The 4,129-nt window shown below is 73.7% G+C and carries 4 protein-coding genes; 2 read left to right on the forward strand and 2 right to left on the reverse strand.

The window, feature by feature from the left end:
• Positions 1-11: 11 nt before the first annotated feature.
• Both L7D48_RS26820 and L7D48_RS26825 read right to left on the reverse strand, forming a co-directional pair.
• Entirely contained in the window at positions 12-1,415 is a 1,404-nt protein-coding gene (locus L7D48_RS26820; RefSeq protein ID WP_237883379.1) for an AarF/ABC1/UbiB kinase family protein, read from the reverse strand.
• Between the two features lie 54 nt (positions 1,416-1,469).
• Positions 1,470-2,576, reverse strand: a complete 1,107-nt coding sequence (locus L7D48_RS26825) for a ThiF family adenylyltransferase (protein WP_256463303.1) — start codon at positions 2,574-2,576, stop codon at positions 1,470-1,472.
• 262 nt (positions 2,577-2,838) lie between these two features.
• Between L7D48_RS26825 and L7D48_RS26830 the strand changes: the two genes are divergently transcribed.
• Both L7D48_RS26830 and L7D48_RS26835 read left to right on the forward strand, forming a co-directional pair.
• Positions 2,839-3,441 carry a M48 family metallopeptidase gene (locus L7D48_RS26830; RefSeq protein ID WP_237883383.1) on the forward strand — a complete coding sequence of 201 codons (603 nt, stop codon included), beginning with the start codon at positions 2,839-2,841 and terminating at the stop codon, positions 3,439-3,441.
• 69 nt (positions 3,442-3,510) lie between these two features.
• Positions 3,511-4,129 (forward strand): TerD family protein (locus tag L7D48_RS26835; protein WP_237883385.1); only part of this gene is annotated, 619 nt, incomplete at its 3' end.

Consider the following 4,129-nt stretch of genomic DNA (forward strand, 5'->3'; position numbering starts at 1 on the left):
CCCCAGACCCCTCAGGCGGAGGTCTCCGTCACCTCCGCACCCTCCCCGGCACCGTCGAAGTACTCCTCCTCGTCCTCCTCCGGCAGGAAACCGGGCACCCACGCCTCCATCTCCTCGTGCATGCGCACCTGTGCGCCGAGCTGGCACAGCACACCGATCGTGCTGAGCGTCACCCGGTGGATGAGCAGGTAGGAAGGCGGCAGGTTGAGCTGCTTGCCCAACTGGTAGGCGGGGGAACGCGGATCGGCGACCCTCGTGGCCTGCTCCCGCATCCACTCCCGGGAGAAGACGAACTCCTCCACCTGTGCCGGTTCGATGATCGGCAGGAGGTACTCCAGCACCGCGTCCGGATCCAGTTCGACGGACGGCTTGATGAACCCCTCGTCACACAGCAGCTCGTGGACCGCCTCCGCATCGCCGTCGAGCGCCATCCGCAGAGCGACGCCGATCGTCGGCGGCAGCCCCTCCGGCAGCCGGTCGACCGTGCCGAAGTCCATCACCCCCAGCCGCCACCGCTCGGGCGGACCGTCGGGCGCGTCGCCGGTCAGCAGCCGGAAGTTCCCCGGGTGCGGGTCGGCGTGCAGCAGTCCGGTGCGGGCGGTGCCGGAGAACAGGAAGCGCGCCAGCAGCTGCCCGGCCCGGTCCCGCTCCTCACGGCTGCCGTCCCTGATCACATCGGCCAGCGGCACGCCCTCCAGCCACTCGGTGACCAGCACCTGGTCGCACTGGTACACCACGTCCGGCACCCGCACGTCCGGGTCGTCGGCGAACTCCTCCGCGTACGCCCGCTGCGCCCGCGCCTCCAGCTCGTAGTCCAGCTCCTCGCTGAGCCGGTCGCGCATCTCCGAGACCAGCGGCTTGATGTCCACACCCGGAATGAGCGGGCCCAGCAGCCGGACGAAGCGCCCCAGCTGGTTCAGGTCCGACAGCAGCGCCTCGCCGGCACCGGGGTACTGCACCTTCACGGCCACCGGGCGGCCGTCGTGCCAGACACCGCGGTGCACCTGCCCGATCGAGGCCGCCGCCGAGGGCTTGTCCTCGAATTCCTCGAACAGCTCCCGCCAGTCCTCGCCCATGCGCTCGGCCAGCGCGGCGTGCACCGACGCCACCGGCATCGGCGGCGCCGCCTCCTGGAGCTTGGTCAGCGCCGCGCGGTAGGGGCCGGCCACCTCCTCCGGGAGCGCCGACTCGAAGACCGACAGCGCCTGGCCGAACTTCATGGCACCCCCCTTCAGCTCCCCGAGGACCTTGAACAGCTGCTCGGCGGTGCGCTGCTGCAACTCCTGCCCGACCAGGTCCGCGGAGTACCCGCCGATCCGCTTGCCCAGGCCCCAGGTCGCGCGCCCCGCCATCCCCAGCGGCAGCGCGGCCAGCTTGGCGGTACGGGTGACGGCCTTACGCGGAAGATCCGACATGTGCCCCTCCAACTTCCCGACAGCACGACCAGGTGGCAGCGCCGAGGACAGCGGTCATGTGGCCATTGTGGACCGCCGGGCCCCGTCCGCCGAGAGCGGGCGGTCGCCGCGCCCGGAAGCCGCACCGCACGGGCACTCCGGATGAGGCGGCACCGGCTCGCACTCGGCGCGCAGCCGCGGCAGCACCCAGTGCTGCCGCGAGTCGGTGACACAGCTCTCGTCCCCGTCCAGGAAGCTCAGCGCACAGGAGGCGGCGGCCCCCGCGACCACCGTCGCCAGCGCCACGTCGCAGGCGGGCACCGCCGACCGCCGTGCCGACCTCCACTGTGCCACCACCAGCGGCCAGGTGGGTTCACGCTCGGTGCGCCCGAGCGTCAGGCACTCCGCGCAGGCCGCCGCACCCGGCAGCACCAGTGGCCCCACGAAGCCGGTGGCCTCGACGACACCGGCGTACAGATGCGGCCGCCCGCTCCCGATCAGCTCCTGGGCCGCGGCGGGATCCGGGGCATAGGCGGCCAGGCCGTCGCGCGGGGCGATCACCACCAGAGCGAGTGGCGCGACGCCCTCGCCCCGTCCGGGGCGGGACGGCCGGGCCCCGGCGGCCGCCCGCCGTACCGCCCGGCGAGCGGCCGAGGACCGCCGCTCGCCGGTCTGCCCGGGATCGATGCCCCCGGGCGCGGTGTCCCACGGCGCCACGCAGCCTCCGTCCACCACGTCCACCTGCCCCACCCCGGCCGCCGACAGCAGTGCCGCCACCGTCGCCCCGACCCGTCCGGCGCCGCGCACCTGTACCCGGGCCGCCGACCGGGCGGCCAGCCGGCGCACCCCGCCGCCCGGCTCGGGCCGGAGCACCGAGAGCGAACCCAGGTCCGGGCGGAGCCGGTCGTCCACCCGCGCCGCCGCCCGCCGGTGGGCCGTGGCGTCGTCCAGCAGCCCCGCGGCCGTCAGCCGCGCCACCAGCCGGTCGGCCGTGTCCGCCCCGAGCCCCATCGCCTCGGCGGCCTGTCTGAGCTGGGGAAGGCTGCGGGTGCCGTCGAAAAGCTCCAGGAAACCGCCGGTCGCGGTGTCCACCGGGCCCAGCAGCACCGCGTGCGCGGGCGCCACTCCGTACCGCACGGTGTTCCGGTCCCGCCAGGCACGCCGGAGCGCGGGTTTGATCATCGGATGCACGACAGCCCCCTGAACGACTGCTGAACCACTTCTGAGCCCCTCCCGGTGCGCCGGCGCCGGGGAGGACCGGACGGACCCAGCCTGCGTCCTTCGCCGCGACCGCCGCGGAGAGCCGTCCACAGGGTGCGGCGTTCGTCATACCGGGGGTGCGGGGGCGCCCGGGAGGCGCGCCACCGGCTCGCACGCGGGCGTGCGTCCCCGCGAGTGCCCCGGAGGCGGGACTTCCGCCGGCGCCGGCGGGTAACGTCGTGGCATGCCCGCAGACCCGCTGAACAGCGTCGAGAAGCCGGGCCCCGGCCCGGACGGCGCGGCCGCGGGCGGCACGGCGCCGAGGCCGGACGCGATCGAGGTCCGCCGCAGCACACGCCGCCGCCGTACGGTCTCCGCCTACCGGGAGGGCGGCCGCACCGTCGTCCTCATCCCGGCCCGGATGTCGAAGGAGGAGGAGCGGCGCTGGGTGGGCGTCATGCTCGACAAGCTGGCCGCCCAGGAGAGCAGGAGGACACTCGACGACGGGGAACTGGGCGCCCGCGCGGTGCGGCTGTCCGAGCAGTACCTGCTCGGGCGCGCCCGCCCGGCCACCGTGCGCTGGGTCACCAACCAGAACACCCGCTGGGGCTCGTGCACCCCCGCCGAGGGCAGCATCCGCCTCTCCCACCGTCTGCAGGGAATGCCGGAGTACGTCCTGGACTACGTCCTCCTGCACGAGCTGGCCCATCTGCTGGTCCCCGGCCACGGCCCGGAATTCTGGCGGCTGTTGGAGACCTATCCGCGTACGGAGAGGGCACGGGGGTTCCTCGAGGGGGTGGTCGCCGCGGGCCGGCTGCCGAACGTTCCCCGCGACGGGGGCGAGTGAGCCGCGGGGAGTACCGGTTAGCCTGGCGCAACGCAATTCACCGCTTCGGATGGGGGACGGTCGTTACGCATGGCCAGGGAATTCCAACGAGGCCACAAGGCCAAGATCAGCGATCTGACGGCCGGGACGGACCTGTACGTGGGCGTACGGATCTCCGCGCCGGGGCTGTCCTTCGACATCAGCTGCTTCGGTCTCGACGCCGACGAGCGGCTGTCGGACGACCGCTACTTCGTCTTCTTCAACCAGCCCGAGTCGCCGGAGGGGGCGATCCGGCTGCTGGGCGCCCAGGCGGGCGACACCGAATCCTTCAGGGTGACGCTGGACCGCATTCCCGCGAACGTCCACAAGCTCTCCTTCACCGCCACGATCGACGGCGACGGGCAGATGTCCCAGGTCGACCCCGGCTATCTGAGGATCGTCGCGGGCGGTGAGGAGGTCGCGCGCTATTCGTTCGGCGGTTCGGAGTTCACCACCGAGCGGGCCGTGATGCTCGGCGACTTCTACCTCAAGGACGTCTGGCGCTTCGCGGCGGTCGGGCAGGGCTTCGACGGAGGGCTGGAGGCGCTGCTGAAGCACTTCGGCGGCGAGGTCCTGGAGGAGGAGCCCGCACCCGCTCCCGAGCCGGCTCCGCAGGCGGCGCCCGGGTTCGCGCCGCCCGCCGGACCGGCGCCCGGGTTCGCGCCCCCGG

This window comes from Streptomyces sp. ICN903 (assembly GCF_022015835.1).
Lineage (GTDB): Bacteria > Actinomycetota > Actinomycetes > Streptomycetales > Streptomycetaceae > Streptomyces > Streptomyces fenghuangensis.

Excerpts from the sequence above, each read along its gene's own strand:
- L7D48_RS26820 (WP_237883379.1), bottom strand. The coding sequence starts at position 1,415 with ATGTCGGATCTTCCGCGTAAGGCCGTCACCCGTACCGCCAAGCTGGCC.
- L7D48_RS26825 (WP_256463303.1), bottom strand. The coding sequence starts at position 2,576 with ATGATCAAACCCGCGCTCCGGCGTGCCTGGCGGGACCGGAACACCGTG.
- L7D48_RS26830 (WP_237883383.1), top strand. The coding sequence starts at position 2,839 with ATGCCCGCAGACCCGCTGAACAGCGTCGAGAAGCCGGGCCCCGGCCCG.